At 70.8% G+C, this 16,461-nt stretch carries 13 protein-coding genes and 2 tRNA genes; 4 read left to right on the top strand and 11 right to left on the bottom strand.

The genetic code is table 11. The annotated features are described in order from the left end of the window. Positions 1-172: 172 nt before the first annotated feature. On the top strand, positions 173-589 hold the full coding sequence (locus ACWDEN_RS09475) for a Fur family transcriptional regulator (RefSeq protein ID WP_228623407.1): 417 nt from the start codon (positions 173-175) through the stop codon (positions 587-589). 155 nt (positions 590-744) lie between these two features. On the opposite strand, the gene ACWDEN_RS09470 is transcribed toward ACWDEN_RS09475, so the two are convergent. The 4 genes from ACWDEN_RS09470 to ACWDEN_RS09455 all read right to left on the bottom strand — a co-directional run bounded on the left by ACWDEN_RS09470 (position 745) and on the right by ACWDEN_RS09455 (position 5,963). Beyond that, positions 745-818, bottom strand: a tRNA-Met gene (locus tag ACWDEN_RS09470). A gap of 68 nt (positions 819-886) precedes the next feature. After that, the gene (locus ACWDEN_RS09465) at positions 887-2,695 is read right to left on the bottom strand and encodes a tetratricopeptide repeat protein (protein WP_351619617.1); all 1,809 of its coding nucleotides are present in this window, start codon (positions 2,693-2,695) and stop codon (positions 887-889) included. 204 nt (positions 2,696-2,899) lie between these two features. Further along, a tRNA-Met gene (locus ACWDEN_RS09460) sits at positions 2,900-2,973 on the bottom strand. Positions 2,974-3,014: 41 nt separating this feature from the next. After that, entirely contained in the window at positions 3,015-5,963 is a 2,949-nt protein-coding gene (locus ACWDEN_RS09455; protein WP_351619647.1) for a UPF0182 family membrane protein, read from the bottom strand. 164 nt (positions 5,964-6,127) lie between these two features. On the opposite strand from ACWDEN_RS09455, the gene ACWDEN_RS09450 reads away from it, so the two are divergent. Beyond that, positions 6,128-6,670 carry a PPA1309 family protein gene (locus ACWDEN_RS09450; RefSeq protein WP_351619620.1) on the top strand — a complete coding sequence of 181 codons (543 nt, stop codon included), beginning with the start codon at positions 6,128-6,130 and terminating at the stop codon, positions 6,668-6,670. Positions 6,671-6,807: 137 nt separating this feature from the next. Here ACWDEN_RS09450 and ACWDEN_RS09445 read toward each other — a convergent pair whose 3' ends face one another. The 3 genes from ACWDEN_RS09445 to ACWDEN_RS09435 all read right to left on the bottom strand — a co-directional run bounded on the left by ACWDEN_RS09445 (position 6,808) and on the right by ACWDEN_RS09435 (position 10,058). Next, the gene (locus ACWDEN_RS09445) at positions 6,808-7,905 is read right to left on the bottom strand and encodes a YlbL family protein (protein WP_351619623.1); all 1,098 of its coding nucleotides are present in this window, start codon (positions 7,903-7,905) and stop codon (positions 6,808-6,810) included. A gap of 450 nt (positions 7,906-8,355) precedes the next feature. Further along, a complete protein-coding gene (locus ACWDEN_RS09440; RefSeq protein WP_351619626.1) occupies positions 8,356-8,814 on the bottom strand; it encodes a molybdenum cofactor biosynthesis protein MoaE in 459 nt (152 codons plus the stop codon). Between the two features lie 125 nt (positions 8,815-8,939). Beyond that, complete coding sequence (locus tag ACWDEN_RS09435) at positions 8,940-10,058, bottom strand: SDR family oxidoreductase (RefSeq protein ID WP_351619629.1); 1,119 nt, start codon at positions 10,056-10,058, stop codon at positions 8,940-8,942. Positions 10,059-10,250: 192 nt separating this feature from the next. Between ACWDEN_RS09435 and ACWDEN_RS09430 the strand changes: the two genes are divergently transcribed. Together ACWDEN_RS09430 and ACWDEN_RS09425 are read left to right on the top strand one after the other, a co-directional pair. Beyond that, positions 10,251-11,708 (top strand): zinc-dependent metalloprotease, encoded by a 1,458-nt coding sequence (locus ACWDEN_RS09430; RefSeq protein WP_351619632.1) that lies wholly within the window; start codon positions 10,251-10,253, stop codon positions 11,706-11,708. Beyond that, positions 11,705-12,226, top strand: coding sequence for an NUDIX hydrolase (locus tag ACWDEN_RS09425; RefSeq protein WP_351619635.1), 522 nt, complete (start codon positions 11,705-11,707; stop codon positions 12,224-12,226). Before ACWDEN_RS09430 ends, ACWDEN_RS09425 begins: the two co-directional genes overlap by 4 nt. A gap of 46 nt (positions 12,227-12,272) precedes the next feature. Here the strand turns inward: ACWDEN_RS09425 and ACWDEN_RS09420 are convergent, their stop codons facing one another. The 4 genes from ACWDEN_RS09420 to ACWDEN_RS09405 form a co-directional block, all read right to left on the bottom strand. Next, entirely contained in the window at positions 12,273-13,028 is a 756-nt protein-coding gene (locus ACWDEN_RS09420) for an AIM24 family protein (protein WP_351619637.1), read from the bottom strand. Positions 13,029-13,045: 17 nt separating this feature from the next. Continuing rightward, positions 13,046-13,726 (bottom strand): AIM24 family protein, encoded by a 681-nt coding sequence (locus tag ACWDEN_RS09415; protein ID WP_351619640.1) that lies wholly within the window; start codon positions 13,724-13,726, stop codon positions 13,046-13,048. A gap of 12 nt (positions 13,727-13,738) precedes the next feature. Beyond that, on the bottom strand, positions 13,739-15,502 hold the full coding sequence (locus ACWDEN_RS09410) for a TerD family protein (protein WP_351619642.1): 1,764 nt from the start codon (positions 15,500-15,502) through the stop codon (positions 13,739-13,741). A gap of 129 nt (positions 15,503-15,631) precedes the next feature. Continuing rightward, entirely contained in the window at positions 15,632-16,228 is a 597-nt protein-coding gene (locus ACWDEN_RS09405; protein WP_351619645.1) for a M48 metallopeptidase family protein, read from the bottom strand. Positions 16,229-16,461 lie beyond the last annotated feature (233 nt).

Here is a 16,461-nt window from a genome sequence, read left to right as displayed (position 1 = left end):
CGACACGGCCGATTCGGTACACGGCCGGCTCAGCCGCGCAGCACGCCCGCCGTCTCGCTGTCCCGTGGCCAAAGCCAGTTCAGATCCTATATTGGATAGATTCTAAATCAAATGACGATCCAAACTCACACCTATTCCCGTCCTGGTCCCCCTTGCTGCTAGGCTGGTGGCCATGAGCGACCTTCTGGAACGGCTGCGGGGACGCGGATGGCGGATGACCGCGCAGCGGCGCGTCGTGGCCGAGGTCCTCGACGGCGAGCACGTCCATCTGACGGCCGACGAGGTCCACGCACGGGCTGTCGCGAAGCTGCCCGAGATCTCCCGGGCGACCGTCTACAACACGCTGGGTGAGCTGGTCTCGCTCGGCGAGGTGCTGGAAGTCGCGACGGACAAACGCGCCAAGCGCTACGACCCGAACGCGCACCGGCCGCATCAGCACCTGGTCTGCGCCCGGTGCGGAGCGATCCGTGACGTCCACCCGACGGGCAACCCGCTCGCCGACCTCCCCGACACCGAGCGCTTCGGCTTCACGGTGTCGGACGTCGAGGTGACGTACCGGGGGCTGTGCCCGGACTGCGCGCGGGCGTAACTCACCGCTTCGTAACTCACGCTTCCTGGAGCCCCGGCGACCGCCGGGGCTCTTTTCGCATCGCACACGCGCGCACAAAACCGAGGACACGAACACCGAGGACACAAACACCGAGGGCCGGAATCCATCTCTGGATTCCGGCCCTCGGCCTTCAGTAGCGGGGACAGGATTTGAACCTGCGACCTCTGGGTTATGAGCCCAGCGAGCTACCGAGCTGCTCCACCCCGCGTCGGTGAACACGACATTACGTGAGGGAGGTCGACGGAAGCAAATCAGTTACCGCAGAGGTGGCCGAGCTCACGCCGAGAGTTCCTCCCGCAGCGCATCCCGCAGCCGTCCCGCCCGCTCCGAAACCTCCGCCGGTCCCAGCTCCACGGCCCGGTCGGCCCACTTCTGCCCCTCCGCCAGCTCACCCCGACGCGCGTAGACCAGGGCCAGCCGCAGCGCCGCCCGGCCGTGCCCGGCGTCGGCCGCCCGCGTCCACCACACGGCGGCCTCCGGCTCGCTCCCCTCCCGCGCCAGCAGCAGCCCGAGGTTGAAGGCGCCGTTGCGCGACCCTGCCTCCGCCGCCGCCCGGTACCACCGCGCCGCCTCGACCACGTCGCCCCGGGCCGCCGCGAGCATCCCGACCCGCACCTGCGCCCGCCGGTGCCCCTGGGTCGCCGCCCGCTCGTACCACTCCTCGCACTCGGTCTTCTCGTGCACGGTCTCGCCCAGCTCGTGCGCCGGCTCCGGCGGCCGCCGCGCGTCGAGGAGCGCCGCCAGCCGGTAGGCCGCCTCCGCGCTGCCGCCGCCCGCCGCGCACCGCAGGTGCCGCTCGGCCTCCTGCTCCTCGCCCTCGCGCAGCCGGGCGATCCCGACCTGGAGCGCGGCCTCGGTGTGCCCCGCGGCGGCCGCCCGCTCGTACCAGCGCAGCGCCATGGTCTCCTCGCCGCGTCCGGCGTAGAGGATGCCGAGGTTGAACGCGGCGTCCACGCTGCCGGCCTCGGCCGCCTTGGAGAACCACGGCTCGGCGCCGGTGGTGTCGCTGCCCCGGAGCAGCAGGATGGCGAGCGCGTTGGCGGCCTCCCGGTGCCCGGCGTAGGCGGCCCGCCGGTACCACTGTTCGGCCTGCGCGGTCCGCCCCTGCTCGGCACACAGCAGCCCGAGGTTGTAGGCGCCGTTGTCGTCGCCGGCGTCCAGCGCCGCCCGGTACCAGCGCTCGGCGGTCTGGGTCTCGCCGCGCTCGGCGTGCAGCGCGCCGAGCGCGTTGGCCGCGTTGCCGTCGCCCTCCTGGGCCGCGCGCAGCCACCACACGGCCGCGCTCTCGGTGTCCCCGGCGTCGCGCAGCAGAAAGCCGAGTGCGCAGGCGGCCCGGGACTCGCCGTCCTTGGCGGAGGTCAGATACCAGCGCCCGGCCTCCTTCAGTTCCCCGCGCTTCTCCAGGATCGCCCCGAGGTGCAGCGCGGCACGCCGGTGGCCGCGCGCGGCGGCCTGCCGGTACCACTGTTCGGCCTCGGCGACAGCGTTGTCGGCCCCGGCCTCCTCCTCGCGCCCGGCGGTGTCGAGGGCGCGGGCCAGCCGGTAGGCGGCCTCCCGGTGCCCGCGCTCGGCCGCGGCCCGCATCCAGTGCTCGGCGCCGACGTCCCCGCGGTGCTCCAGCAGGTCGGCGAGCGCGTAGGCGCCGAGGACATGGCCCTGCTCGGCGGACTGGCGCAGCCAGTACTCGGCCGCCGGCTCGTCACCGCGCTCGCGGTGGTAGCGGCCCAGCGCGTGCGCGGCGGCGGCGGACCCGGCGACGGCGGCGATGCGCCACCAGCCGGCGGCCTCCTCGGGGTAGCCGCGCTGGTGCAGCAGGACGCCCAGGTTGTTGGCGGCGGCCCGGTCGCCGGCCGCGGTGGCGGCCCGCAGATGGGGTTCGGCTCCGTCGAGGTCGCCGCGGCGCAGCAGCAAGGCTCCGAGGACGCTCGCCGCCTCGGCGTCGCCGCTCTGCGCGGCGAGACCGAGGCGTACCTCCTCGGCGGCTTCCCCCATGTCGGTCAGCTCGTCACGGGGCGGTTCCTCATCGGAAGGCTGCACAAATCGCCCTGACTCGAACAGAGTTGCCTTCTCCCCCATAACGTCCATCGTCGCACCACCTGCACCCTGGGTACACCCGGTATACCGCAGCCCGTGAGGTCACTTCAGCGTTTTGTCGACATGCCCACAGGACGACAAGTCAAACACACACCCCTCAACTCCCCACGGCGGCGCGGCCGTCCCTCCCCTCAGCACATGAGTTCGCACACCACGAAGGCCCGGATCCCTTGGGATCCGGGCCTTCGACTGCAGTAGCGGGGACAGGATTTGAACCTGCGACCTCTGGGTTATGAGCCCAGCGAGCTACCGAGCTGCTCCACCCCGCGCCGTTGCACGTCAACCGTACCACGGCACGGAGTGCCCTTGATCAAGTGCCAGTTTTGCCGGTGCTCTTGTCGGCGTTCCTGCCGCCGCCGGACTGGCCGGCCTTGGCCTCCGCCTCCTGCGCCCGCTGCAGCGCGTCCTTCAGGTCCTTCTGGGCCTTGGCGTACGCGGTCCAGTCCGGTCCGTTCGGCCCCTGCAGGGCCTTCTGACCGGCGTCGTACGCCTTCTGGGCGTCGGCCAGGGCCTGTTGGACGGTCGGGTTCGAGGACGTGGGCGGACTGGTGGTGCCCGTGTCCGGCGGGGTGGTCGAACCCTGCACCCCGAACACCTTGTTCAGCGCCTCGTCCAGGGTGTTCTCGAAGGCCGTCCTGCCGTTGTAGGTGACCAGCACCTTGCCGAGCAAGGGGTACTTCAGCTTACCGCCGAGGACGTAGACCGGCTCCGCGTACAACAGTCCGCCGTCGAGCGGCACGGTCAGGAGATTGCCGTACTCGACCTTGGAATGCCCGCGGGTGAGCAGGCTGATCGTCTCCGCGATGTCCGGCCGGGAGTTGAACTGGCTCTGCACCTGTTTGGGACCGTCGGCCGTCGTGCTGGTCGGCAGTTTGAGAATTCTGATCTTGCCGTAGTCACTCGTGCCCGGGTCGGAGTCGACCGCCATGAACGCGCTGAGGTTGTCGCGTCCGTTCGGTGTGAACGTCGTCGTCAGGGAGAACGCCCGACCGCTCTGGTCCGGCATCTTCATGCTCAGGTAGTACGGAGGCACCGCGCTGCCCGAGTCGTTGGTCGGGTCATCGGGGACCTGCCACACCTCGCTGCCGCTGAGGAACGTCTGCGCGTCCGTCACGTGGTACCGCGAGAGCAGCTCGCGCTGCACCTTGAACAGGTCCTGCGGATAGCGCAGATGACCCATCAGGGCCGGGGAGATGGCCTCGCGCGGCTGCACCGTGCCGGGGAAGGCCTTCATCCAGGTCTTCAGCACCGGGTCCTGGGTGTCCCACTGGTAGAGCCTGACCTCGCCGGTGTACGCGTCGACGGTCGCCTTCACCGAGTTGCGGATGTAGTTGACCTGGTTCTGCTGGGCCACCACCGCGCGGTTGTTGTTGGCGGCGGTCAGCGAGTCGGCCGTCGTGTCCCCGAGGGTCGTACGGGAGGAGTACGGATAGCCGTTGGACGTCGTGTACGCGTCGACGATCCACTGGACATGGCCGTCCACGACCGCCGGATAGGTGTCCCCGTCGATGGTCAGCCAGGGCGCGACCGCCTCCACGCGCTCCTTGGGCGTGCGGTTGTACAGGATCCGCGAGCCCTTGCCGATCGCGCCGGAGTAGAGGATCTGCGGCTCGTTGAACGCCACCGCATACGCGGCCCGGTTGATCGGATTGTCGAGGTTGACGCCGCTCCTGCCGGTGTAGCTGGTGGTCTTCTCGTCGCCGTTGTCCGCCGAGTAGTCGACCTCCTTCTGCGGTCCGCCGACGATGGAGTACGTGGTGGTCTTCTCGCCGTAGTAGACGCGCTGCTGGTACGTGCCGAGGTCGCCCTTGGACGGCAGGTTGGACTCGGTGAAGACCGGCTGGCCCTGGTCATCGGACTCGGTGCCCTTGGCGGCGACCACGCCGTAGCCGTGCGTGTAGCGGAAGTGGTCGTTGATCCAGTTGTTCTTCGGGACGCCGTCCAGGTTCAGCTCGCGCAGCCCGATGACCGTGTCCTGCTCCTTGGCGTCCTTGCCGCCCTTGGCGTCCTTGGCGGGGTACCGGTCGACGTCCAGGTTGGTCGGGAAGGCGTAGTAGTTCTTCATCTGCTGCGCCTGCTGGAACGTCGGCGAGACGACGTTCGGGTCCATGATCCGGATGCTCGCCGCGTCGTCCGCGTCGGCTCGCAGCCTGGTCGCGTCCGAGGCCGTGTCCGAGGCCGTGGACTTGCCGGCGTACTCGGTGACCTTGGTGTCGTCGATGCCGTACGCCTCGCGGGTCGCCTTGAGGTTCTTCTGGACGTACGGGGCTTCCTTGGCCTGCTCGTTGGGCTCGACCTGGAACTTCTGCACGATCGCCGGGTACAGGCCGCCGATGAGGACCGCGGAGAGGACCATCAGGCCGAAGCCGATGACGGGCAGCTGCCAGGTGCGCCGCCACAGCGTGGCGAAGAACAGCAGCGCGCAGATGGCGGCGATGCAGAACAGGATCGTCTTCGCCGGCAGATAGGCGTTGGCGTCGACGTAGCGCAGGCCGGTCCAGTCGCCTGTCGCCTTGAAGTCGCTGGACTTGACGGCCAGGCCGTACCGGTCGAGCCAGTAGGCGACCGCCTTCAGGGCGACGAAGACGCCGAGCAGCACCGACAGATGCCCTGTCGCCGCGGCGGTGGCCCGCGCGCCGGGGCTGGTGACGCGCAGCCCGCCGTACAGATAGTGCGTGAGCGCGGCGGCGATCAGGCACAGGATGGCGGTGGCGAAGCCGAAGCCGAGCAGAAAGCGGTACCAGGGCAGGTCGAAGGCGTAGAAGGAGACGTCGAGGTGGAACTGGGGGTCCTTCTGGTGGAAGGGCACGCCGTTGACCCACATCAGCCAGGTCCGCCACTGGCCGGCCGCGGAGGCGCCGGCGATCAGTCCGACGAGCGCGGTGACGGCGAGCAGCAGCCACGTCTTGTACGGCGCGATGCCCATCCGGTAGCGGTCGAGGCTCTGCTGCTCCATGGACATGGCGCTCAGCGGGGGCCGCAGGCGGTGAGCCAGCCAGATGTTGACCCCCACCGCGACCGCCATCAGCAGACCGAAGACGAAGAAGAGGCCGATCTTGGTCCACAGCACGGTCGTGAACACGGACGAGTAGTGCACCGACCGGTACCACAGCCAGTCCGTCCAGAAGCCGGCGAACATGGTGAACGCCATGCCGAGGACGGCCAGCACACCCAGCGTCATCAGCAGGGTCCGGACACCCCGGGACGGTCGTCCCGCTCTGATCCGTGGCCCCGTCGGGCCTCCGCCGCGGTCCGGCATCTGGAAAGCCAAGGTGCGCACCTCGAAGTTCGCTGTCGATCCGTCAGGCCCTCGTGTTCGCGGACCCGCCGTGGCCCCCCGTGATCGCGGACCCACACCTATGCAACTTACTCACGCTTTGGTCGGTTCCCGATTCGGGTGGGGAACGAGGCAGGATTGTGACCATGTCCAACACTCCCATGGCAGCGAGCCCGCTCACCCGGGCCGTACTCGAGATCGACGAGTACGTCTCCGGCCTCGGCTGGGACCAGCCCGCTCGCCTCTTCGCCCTTGTCGACACCGCACGGCTGCGGGCCCAGGAACCCGCGCTCGCGGCCCAGCTGGGCCTTGAGGACGAGTCCGCCTCCGCCGGTCTCACCCCGATCGAGCAGGACGAGATCCCGTCCGGCAAGCCGCTGGACGAGTTCCTCGGCACCATCGCCTGGCCCGACGCGGTGGCCGGCTGCGCGCTCTCGGTGGAGCGCCTGATGCTGCCGCCGTCCGCCGAGGCGCAGGTCCCGGAGAACCTGAGCGAGGCCGGACTGGCCAAGTGGGTGGCCGAGCACCCCGAGCGCCAGGAGGTGCGCATGACGGTGGCGGTGCTGCGCGACGGCGGCCGCGAGTCGGCTCTGCGGCTGCGCGAGAAGGACTCCCCGACGGAGGTCCTGACCGGCCCCGACCTGGTGCCCGGCCTGGCGGCCGCCCTGGCGGCGACGTTCGCGGACTGATCCCGGCCGGTTCGGTACGGCGCTGGGGGCGCCCCTGCTCTGCGGGGCGCCCCCAGCCGTGTCAGGGTCCGGCCGTGTCAGGGTCCAACCGTGTCAGGGTCCAGCCGTGTCAGGAGTCCGGTCGTGTCATGGCCGGCTCAGCCCTTGGTGGTGCACTTGGGCAGCGCGGCGGTGTTCCCGGTGCGGATGTCCTTCAGCGCGTCGAGCGCGTCGCCGATGTTCTTCACCTTGACCAGGGTGAGCCCGCCCGGGGTGTCCTTGGCGGCGGCCGCGCAGTTGTCGGCGGGCGTCAGGAAGTACTGGGCGCCCGCGTCACGTGCGCCGACCGTCTTCATCTCGACGCCGCCGATCGGTCCGACGGTGCCGTTGTCGTCGATGGTTCCCGTGCCGGCGACGAACTTGCCGCCGGTCAGCTTCCCCGGGGTCAGCTTGTCGTAGATGCCGAGGGCGAACATCAGACCGGCGCTGGGGCCGCCGACGTCGGCGAGCTTGATGTCGATGGTGAACGGGAAGGTGTGGTCGATCCCGGCCGAAATCCCGACGATGGCCCGCTTGGCGCCGCTGTCGTCGGACCTGGTCGTGGTGATGGTGACGTCCTGCGTCTTCGTCGCCGTCTTGTGCGCCTTCTCGGCGGCGGCCTGCTCCTTGGCGGGGACGACCGTGAAGACGACGTTCTGCCCGGGCTTGTGCTTGGTGACGAGCTTGGCGACGTCGGAGGGCTGCTTCACGGCCGTGCCGTCGACGGCCTTGATCACGTCACCGGCGTGCAGCCTGCCCTCGGCGGGCGAGTCCTTGACGACGGTGGAGACGATCACCCAGGACTTCACCGGGATGCCCAGCTGCTTGAGTGCGGCGACCTTGGCGCTCTCCTGGGACTGGCTGAACTCCTCGGCGTTCTGCTGCGAGGACTGCTGCTCGGTCGTCCCGTTCGGGTACAGCGTGTCGTGCGGGACGATCTTGGTGTCGGGGTCCAGCCAGCCGTAGACGGCCTGCACCAGGTTCATACGGAAGTCCGCGCTGGTCACCCGGACGGTTGTCATGTTCAGGTTGCCGCCGGTCTGGTACGTGTCGTGCCCGGTGATCTGCAGCACCGGCTCGCCGTCGTGGTTTCCGAGCGTGTTCACGGTCGGGCCGGGAGACATCTCCGAGTACGGCACGGGGATGAGTACTCCCGCGCACAGGAGCGCGATCAGCATCAGGGTGGAGGCGAGCATCGTCGCGGTGCGGCGTGGCATGCCACGACAGTACGGGACGCCTCTGTCGGCGCACCGTCAGGGCACCCCTGTCACGCGCCGCCGGCTCCCGTGTGAGATCTCTCCATGGCCTCGCGGAACCGGGCATAGCCGTCCAGCTCCGGCCCGTCACCGCGCACCTTACGAGTCCGATTGGCCCAACTGCCCCAGAGTCCGCCGCCGACCGCGGCCACAAGCGGAATCAGCAGCCAGACAAGCGCCCCCATGCCGACCTCCCAACGCCATGAGCGTCCGCAACTGACTGATCAGCAGATTAACCATCCGCACTGACAACGCTCACGCGAGGGTGCCGGTTACGCAACACGGAGGGACCTGTGTGCTCCGGGTGACGTACGTCAGCACCCTCCCGTCACCCGGCCACCACCCCTCGATGACGGCGCTACGCGCCGACCCGCCCTCCCGTCACCCGGCCACCACCCCTCGATGACGGCGCTACGCGCCGACCCATTCGTCGGTGCCGTCGGAGAAACTCTGGTGCTTCCAGATGGGCACTTCGTGCTTGAGGTCGTCGATCAGCTTGCGGCAGGCGTCGAAGGCCTCCGCCCGGTGCGGACAGGCGACGCCGACGACCACGGCGAGATCTCCGACCTGCAGGTCTCCCACCCGGTGCACGGCGGCCAGCGCCCGCACGGGATACTCGGCCACCACCTTCTCGGCGATCCGCCGCATCTCGGCCTCGGCACTGGGGTGGCAGGAGTACCCGAGCGCGTCCACGTCCGCACCTCCGTCGTGGTTGCGCACGGTCCCCACGAACAGGGCGATGCCCCCGGCCGCGTCGTCCCCGACGGCCTGGAACACCTCGTCCACGGAGAGCGCGGTCTCCCGGACACCGATCAACTTGATGGGATCCTGCGCCCCCTGCTCACCGGGGTGCTCGTTCGCGTGTGCCATACCCCCATCGTGCCGCACGCCCGTGACACGCGGGAATACGAGATTCACCAGGCACGCGCGCGGGCCGTTTTGGATGCTTGTACGACGCGTCCGCGTGCACGGAGCCCACCCCCGCCCGGTCCGGCTCAGACCCGCCGCCGGGCCTTCCGGGCCCGCCGTACGACAGCCGCCGCGCCGAGCAGGGCCACCGTCGCCCCCGCGGCACCCGCGGCCGTGGCGTCCTTGCGTCCGAGCCGCCGCCCGGCGACCGTGTGCCGCCCGGAGACCTCCTCCAGCAGCTCCGCGAGCACCTCCTCATTGGTCCAGCGCGGCCGCCACCCGGCGTCGTGCAGCCGGCTGCCGCTGACCACCCACGGGTACATCGTGTACGCCAGGTCGCCGGCCGGAGACGGTGTGAGCCCGATCCGGTGCAGCCGGGCCGCCGCGCCGAGCGCCACCGCCGACGGCAGCTCCATCCGCCGGATCCCGCTCAGCTCCTCGACCTCCTCCTGCTCCAGCCACCCGTCGCAGCCGACGGCCAGCTCCCCGTCGACCTTCTCCAGGACGGCGTACTCCAGAGCACTGCACAGGTCCTCGACGTGGCAGAACTGCCACGCGGGCCGCGATCCGGCGACGACGAGCAGCCGCGGCGACTCGAAGTAGCGGGTCAGCGCGGTGTCCGTGCCTCCGACCAGCACCGCGGGCCGTACGACGGTGACGTTCAGCCCCGGATGCGCGCGCGGCGCCCGCCGGGCCAGCCGCTCGATCTCCAGCAGGTCCCCCACGCCGGTGGCCTCGGCGGTCGCGCGCAGCTCGGCGTCCTCCGAAAGGGGCAGCTCGTTGTCCGGCAGCGCGCCGTAGACCATCGCCGAGGTGCACAGCACGACCCGGTGCACGCCCGCCGCCGCTGCGGCGGTCAGGACGGTCTGTGTCCCCCGGACGTTGTAAGCCGTGCGAGCGGCCGGATCGGTCTCCAGGTCCAGGTCGAGCGCGAGGTGGACGACCACGTCGGCGCCGCGCAGCTTGTCCGCGATGGCGGGGTCGCGCACGTCGAGGATGTGCCACTGCGCCTCGGCGCACTCCCCGCGCCGCTCGTCGATCGCGATGACCTGCTTGATCTCCTCGGAGGCGGCGAGCCGCTCGGTCAGCATGGCACCGACCCCGCCGGCGGCGCCGGTGACCGCGACGACGGGTCCGCGCACGGCGGGAGCGGGCGGGGTTGACGGGTTTCGCGCTGCGCGAACCTGCGGATCTGGGGAACTCACCGGGCGTCTCCAGCGGTTGTCTTCAGTACGAGCGCGAGTGACGCGTACGTACCAGGTGCATCCATCCTGCCGCAGGCCTGCCGTGGGCGAAGCACCGAGGCCCGATCGGGTCCGGGTGTCTACGCTGGGTGGTGTTGTCGGGCAGCCGCGCCGCCGGGAGAGAACCGGTGGCCTTACCAGCCGAGGAATCCCGTGAGTGACACCCCATTCGGTTTCGGTCTTCCGCCGGAGGAGCCGGAGGACGGCGACGAGGGCAAGAAGAAGGACCAGCAGAGCGGCGGTGGGCAGGGACCGGCCAACCCGTTCGGCTTCGGCGGCCTGCCCGGAGCCGAAGGTTTTGGCGGCCCCGGCGCCGACAATCCGCTCGCAGCGATGTTCGGGTCGCTGAACCCCACGGATCTGGGCGCCGCGTTCCAGCAGCTGGGCCAGATGCTCTCCTACGAGGGCGGCCCGGTGAACTGGGACATGGCCAAGCAGATCGCCCGCCAGACGGTCGCCCAGGGCACCCCGGACGGCACGAAGGACGCCAGTGTGGGGCCGGCCGAGCGCAGGGCGGTCGAGGAGGCGGTCCGCCTGGCCGACCTGTGGCTGGACGATGCGACGTCCCTGCCGTCGGGCTCGGCCTCGGCGGTGGCCTGGTCCCGCGCGGAGTGGGTCGAGGCGACCCTGCCCGCCTGGCAGGAGCTGGTCGACCCGGTCGCCGAGCGGGTCGGCGCGGCCATGGGTGACGTCCTGCCGGAGGAGATGCAGGCCATGGCGGGCCCGCTGATCGGCATGATGCGCTCGATGGGCGGCGCCATGTTCGGCACGCAGATCGGGCAGGCCGTCGGCGTGCTCGCGGGCGAGGTCGTCGGCTCCACCGACATCGGCCTGCCGCTCGGCCCGGCCGGCAAGGCCGCGCTGCTCCCGGCCAACGTGGAGGCCTTCGGCAAGGACCTCGGCGTGCCGCAGGAGGAGGTGCGGCTGTACCTGGCCCTGCGCGAGGCCGCCCACCAGCGCCTGTTCGCGCACGTGCCGTGGCTGCGCTCGCACCTGTTCGGCGCGGTCGACGGGTACGCGCGCGGGATCAAGGTCGACACCGCCAAGCTGGAGGACGTGGTCGGCCAGTTCGACCCGCAGAACCCCGAGCAGCTGCAGGACGCGCTGCAGCAGGGCATGTTCCAGCCGGAGGACACCCCTGAGCAGAAGGCCGCTCTGGCCCGTCTGGAGACCGCTCTGGCGCTCGTGGAGGGCTGGGTGGACGCGGTGGTCCACGCGGCCGCGAAGCCGCGTCTGGCGTCCGCCGACGCCCTGCGGGAGACCCTGCGCCGCCGCCGCGCCACGGGCGGCCCCGCCGAGCAGACGTTCGCCACGCTGATCGGCCTGGAGCTGCGCCCGCGCCGACTGCGCGACGCCTCCCGTCTGTGGGCCTCGCTCACGGACGCGCGCGGGGTCGACGGCCGGGACGGCCTGTGGGCCCATCCGGACATGCTGCCGACGGCGACCGACCTGGACGACCCGGACGGCTTCGTGCACCGCGAGCAGCTGGACTTCTCCGAGCTGGACAAGATGCTGGGCGAGGCGGCCGGCAGCTCGCAGGGCAAGCCGGACCTGCGCAAGAAGGACGCCGGCACGGAGGACGACGGCACCAAGGGCGACGACGCCGAGTGAGCCTGTACGACGACGCGGTCCTCGTGCTGAAGGGGCACGAGGGCCAGGACGAGTTGCGCCAGGCCTACCTGGACCATCTGGCGGCCCACCCGGACGGCATGTGGAAGGCCTGCCGGGCGGGCCATGTCACGGCGAGCGCTCTGGTGGTCGATCCCGGGCGCGGCCGGGTGCTGCTCACCCTGCACAGGAAGCTGCGGATGTGGCTGCAGATGGGCGGCCACTGCGAGCTGGGCGACCCGTCCCTGGAGGCGGCGGCGCTGCGCGAGGCGGCCGAGGAGTCAGGGGTCGCGGGGCTGACACTGCTGCCCGGCGGCCCGGTGCGCCTGGACCGGCACCCGATCCCGGCGCCCTGCCACTGGCACTACGACGTGCAGTACGCGGTCCTGGCACCGCCCGGCGCCGTGCAGGCGATCAGTGACGAGTCGCTCGACCTGCGCTGGTTCCCGTACGACGAGGTGGCCGACGTGGCCGACGAATCGGTCGTACGCCTGCTGGAGGCGACGCGCGCCAGGCTGTGACGGTGCAAGGGGTGGCCGTTTCTGCGGCCACCCCTCACCTGCCGGCTCAGCTCCAGACGTTCCCCTGATTCTGCCCGCGCGCCCCGTGCTGCCCCATGCCGAACTGGGCGGCGAGACCCTGCCCGATCACCGCGTTCTGCGGCGGCAGCAACTCGCTGGGCTGGACCAGCGCGAACCCGGAGCCCATGAAGCTCAGCTCCCAGCCCTCACCGGTGTTGCCGCGCCGGCGCCACACTCCGGAGGAATGCGTCTGGGCCTGCATCTGCACGCGCAGCCCGGTGGACCAGGCGACGATCGCGTCCGCGTCGCAGTTGACGTACCTGTCCGGAGTGACCTGCATCAGCAGCGGCGCGCCCGAGGTCATCAGGGCGACCTTGCCGCGCCCGGTGATGTTCAGCTGGTACTTCCCGGAGCCGGAGATGCCGTAGAGGCTGTCGACGGCGACGACCTCGCAGTGCAGCGAGGAGTCCATGGCGAGGACATAGGAGCTGTCGACGGTCAGCCCGTCCTGCTCGACGTCCATGATGTGCACGTGCTGGGCCAGGTTGGCGAGATACACCGTGCCCTGTCCGTGACAGCGCATCAGGTCCAGGCCCTCGCCGGTGTACGCACGCGCGCGTGCCTGGTTGTTGTTCTGGTACTCGGCGTCGAACTCCATCAGCCCCTGGTAGGCCACCATGGTGCCCTTGCGGGCGAGGATGTCGTCGTGGCCCTCCAGGGTGACGCGGAGCAGCTGCGCGTTCTGCAGGCTCCAGCGCTCCTGCGTCTGGAGGTCGTTGTGCGCGAAAAGCGGGCTCTGCATGACTTACTGACTCCCCCTCAGCCCCGGATCCGGAGACGGTCGGTGCTGTCCTCGCTGGGCTGGACGACGACGATGCCCTGGCCGGAGAACGCCATCTGGTAGGCCTCACCGCTGCCCCGGCCGATCAGCGACTGCGCCTTGAAGCTGCGCTTGCCCTTCACCTTCAGGTTCGGCGACCAGGCGACGAGCGCGTCCGGGTCGACGTACGTCTCGTCCTCGCCGCCGCCGCAGTCGACGACGATCGGCGTGCCCCGGGAGGTCAGCGCGACCCAGCCCTGCCCGGAGATCTTCGTGTTCCACAGGCCCTGCCCGGCGAACTTCGCGAGCCCCTTGACGCGTTCCACGCCCCAGCTGAGGTGGGCGTCGAAGGCGAGCAGGTTGGTGGCGTTGACGGAGATGCCGTCGCCGTTGAGGTTGATCACGACGACGTTGGCGCCGTAGTCGGCGAGGTAGAGCAGGCCGTCCCCGGTGCACTTCATCAGGGGCGCGCCCTCGCCGGTGATCCAGTCGCGGGCGATCTGGCGGACGGCCGGCGGGTTGGGCTCGTACTGGATGAAGCCTTCGTAGGCGACCATCGAGCCCACGCGCGCGAGGAGGTCGTTCCCGGTCTGCATGGCGACCTTCAGCATGTGGCTGCCGTGGTTCTCCATGCGGGCGGTGACGGGTGCGGGGGTGTAGCCCGCGAGCGGCTGGTTCATGACGGGCTCCCCTTAGACCTCGTACGGCTGGACGACGATGAAGTTGCCGGGCGCGCCCCGGAACTGCAGGTTGATGCTCTCGCCGGTGTCGCCGGGGTAGGCGTTGCGGCGCATGCGGACCTGGCTGGAGACGATCACCTGGGAGGCCGCCGACCAGGCGACGACGGCGTTGCAGTCGGCGAAGGTGGTCGGCGTGACCGGCAGGACCACGGGTGTGCCGTGGGTCTTGACGACGATCGTGCCGGTGCCCTGGAACTGCATGGTGAACAGCGCTCCGCCGGGGATGCCGTGGCCCTCGATGCGGCGGACCTCGTACTGCAGGCTCTCGTCGAAGGCGAGGACGTTCTCGGCGGAGACGCAGATCGCGTCGCCCTGCAGCTCGACGGGGTGCAGATGGGTGGCGTTCTCGGCGAGGAACACCTGGCCGTTGCCGGTGCAGCGCATCAGCTGCATCTCCTGGCCGGTGGCGTTGCCGACGATCCGCCCGGCGAATCCGGCGCCCTTGTAGCTGAAGTCGACCTTGCCCTGGTAGAGCACCATGCTGCCCTGCCGGGCCAGCACGGGCTGCCCGCCGATGCCGAGGTCGACACGGATGAGCTTCTTGTTCTGCTGCGTCCAGCGCTGCCCGGTCGGCGTCTCCTTGAACGCCTGGAGCGCGGCCGTCACACCGGCGCCGCCCTGCGGGGCGCCCTGCGGCACTCCGTAGCCGCCGGGCTGCCCGCCCGGGACCTGCCCGTAGCCCGGGGGCATGGGCGCGGCGGGCCGGCCGCCGTAGGAGGGCGGCTGGCCGTAGCCGGGGGGCATCGGCGCGGCCGGCTGACCGCCGTAGGACGGCTGCTGGGGCGGCCGGCCGTACGGCTGCTGCGGCTGTCCGTACGGCGCGGGAGCCGGGGCCGGCGGCGGGACGGTGCCGCCGGCGGGCGGGGCCAGGGGAGCGATGACCGTCGGCGCGGCGTGCACGTTCGGCGCCGGGGCCGGTGCCGGAGGCGGGGTGTGGCCCATCGGGGTCTGGCCGGGCGGCGTGAAGCCCTGCGGGGGTGTGGCTCCCGGCGGCGGCGCGAAGCCCTGTGCGGGAGTCGCTCCGGGCGGCGGGGCGAAACCCTGCGCGGCGGGCTGCGGCGCGGGGGCAGGCGCAGGGGCCGGGGCGGGCGGGGCGGCGAACGGGGGCGGGGTCGTGGTCTGGGCGGGCGGGGCGAAACCGGGGGCGGCAGCCGGCTGCGGCTGCTGCGGGGCGGCCGGCGCCTCCTCCTCCAGCACCTCGCCGCCGAAGTTCTTCAGCAGCGCTTCCAGTCCACCGTCGAAGCCCTGTCCGACAGCGGCGAACCGCCACACGTCCTTCAGGTAGATGTCGCCGAGCATCACAGCCCGCTCGGTGGAGAACTCCGCACCGCTGAAGGAGTACCGCGCGACCTCCTCACCGCCCGCAACGATGCGCAGGTAGCCCGGGGCGACGTGCGACATCTGCCCGGCGCCGTCGATGGTGGCCGTGAAGGACAGCTTGCGGATGTGCGACGGGATGCGGTCCAGGGTGACCCGGAACGACTCGGTGTCGCCCGCCTGGGCACCCAGCAGCTGGACGGACTCCTCCGGGGACTTCGGCTGGTTGAAGAAGACGAAGTAACGGTCGTCGGAGAGGCGCTCGTCGGCGTCCAGACCGAAGCAGCTGATGTCGAAGGTCAGCCCGGGGGCGGAGATCTGCACGCCTACGTACAGATCGGTGCCCGCCGTGAGGTCACTGATCCTGGCCTTGTGGCCGCGTTGGAATTCCCTGGCCATGCGTAACGACCGTCCCCCATCCCGAATGTGAGTGCGTCGCGCCAGGCTAACGGCAAAGTGCGACAACGCACGCAGCCGGTACAGACCCGGTACACAACCACGCCCGGAGGAGGACGGACGGCGCCCGGCTCACTCCCCCTGCGCCCCCGGCACATACGGCAGCCGTTCCGCGGCGACCACCCCTTCGAGGTAGCCGCGGGCCCGCTCGGTGCGCGGGTACGCCTCCAGCAGCCGCCAGAAGTCCGGACCGTGACCGGGGACCAGCAGATGGGCCAGCTCATGGCAGAGGACGTAGTCGACGACGTAGTCGGGCATCCCCTGCAGCCGGTGCGAGAGCCGGATGCTGCCCTCGGCCGGGGTGCACGAACCCCAGCGCGTGTTCTGGTTGGTGACCCAGCGTACGGAGGCGGGGCGCGCCCGGCCGTCGAAGTACTGGGCCGACAGCCGCTCGGCACGCTCGGCGAGCTCGGCGTCACCGAGCAGCCGCCGGCTCTCCTGGGCGGCGAGTTTGTCGAGCATGACGGTGATCCAGCGCTGTTCCTCCGCCTTCGACATCCGGGCGGGGATCAGTACGACGGTGCGATCGCCCTCGCGGTACGCGGAGACCGTCCGGCGGCGCCGGTTGCTCCTACGGACCTCGATCGCGCTCGCCCCCGAGCCGCCGGGCGGCTGGCTCGTCGTGCTGCGCTGTGGCTTTCCGGCGCGGTGCAGTGGGTCGGCGGGCACGCCCCGACGTTACCCGCTGGGCGTGGCCGAAGTCCCGGCTCCGGAACGGTTCGATGCCGATCCCCCACCATGCGTTTGATTCCTATGATTCCTACGACTGATCCGTACATCCGGTTTGCGAGGCTCCGTACATCCGGTTTACGAGGCTCCGCACGTCCGTTTTGCCACACCCTGCCCGGCCGTCTTGTATGACGAACACCCCCAACCTGTGGATAACTCTCAGCGCCGGACCG

The organism is Streptomyces sp. NPDC001153, assembly GCF_053598315.1.
Note: the sequence above shows the minus strand (reverse complement) of the source record. Positions and strands in the feature narration are given on the sequence as shown.